We start from the raw sequence: 1,085 nt of genomic DNA, 5'->3' as shown, positions 1-1,085 counted from the left end.
CCTAGGTGTACTGACCCGCAGCGTTGTTGACGCGGTCGATGGGTCGTTGTCCGCCGATGCCGAGGTGGGGTCGGTCCAGGTTGTAGTGCTCGAGCCAGGCGGGCAAGGCCGCGGCGCGTTCGGTGGTGGAGGTCCAGGGGCGGCGGTAGGCCCACTCGGTGGCGAGGGTGCGGTTGAGGCGTTCGACCTTGCCGTTGGTCCACGGGCAGTGCGGTCGGATGAACTTCTGGACGATGCCGAGGTCGGCTGCGACGCGTTTGAACTCCCGGGAGTTGCGGTAGGCGAACGCGTTGTCGCTGATCACGCGTTCGATCCGGATGCCGTGGGAGGCGTAGAACGTTGCTGCGCGGGCCAGGAAGCCGGCCGCCGTGGTGCCTTTCTCGTCGTCGTGGATCTCGGCGTAGGCCAGGCGGGAGTGGTCATCGATCGCGGTATGGACGTAGTCGTAGCCGATCGGTGCACGCTTGCTCTTCGCCGTGACGGTCGCCTCTCGCCCGTGGGCGCGCCACCCGCCGCCGTCGGGGATCCGCCCGAGTTTCTTGACATCCACGTGGATCAACGAGCCCGGGTAGGGGTGCTCGTAGCGAGCCGCCGACGCTCGCGCCGCGCGGATCGGCAGGCCGGTCACCGGGTCGCACTCGCGCAGCAGGCGTGCCCGGTGCCGGGCCAGGACCCGCCCGACCGTGGAGGGCGCCAGGCTGAGGTGGTGGCCGATCCAGACCGGCCCGCGCCGCGAGAGCATCCGCGCGATCCGGATCCGCGTCTCCACGCAGGGTGACGTGCGGTGCGGGTGGCTCAGCGGGCGGCTGGGCCGGTCCACCAGGCCCGCACGGCCCAGCTCGCGATACCGGCGCCACCACCGCCACGCCGTCGTTCGCGAGACACCCATCTCCGCAGCGACATGAGCGACCGGGCGACCGGCCTCGATGCGCTCGACCATCACGAACCTGCCGGCAGGGGTCAACCGGGCGTTAGCGTGGGACACGAGAGACCTCCAGTGGTCGACGCGGGTTCCTTGAGCAGTTCCCACTCGACCCGGAGGTCTCTCGCTACGTCAACAACGTTCCGGGTCAATACACCTAGGC

Annotated in this window: 1 protein-coding gene; it reads right to left on the bottom strand. The window is 69.8% G+C overall.

The window, feature by feature from the left end:
* Nucleotide 1: 1 nt before the first annotated feature.
* Entirely contained in the window at nucleotides 2-985 is a 984-nt protein-coding gene (locus tag ATM99_RS17540; RefSeq protein WP_062101319.1) for an IS481 family transposase, read from the bottom strand.
* Between the last annotated feature and the right edge of the window lie 100 nt (nucleotides 986-1,085).

The organism is Cellulomonas sp. B6 (genome assembly GCF_001462455.1).
Classification (GTDB): domain Bacteria; phylum Actinomycetota; class Actinomycetes; order Actinomycetales; family Cellulomonadaceae; genus Cellulomonas.
The sequence above is the reverse complement of the archived record's forward strand: the minus strand, read 5'-3'. Positions and strand labels throughout refer to the sequence as shown.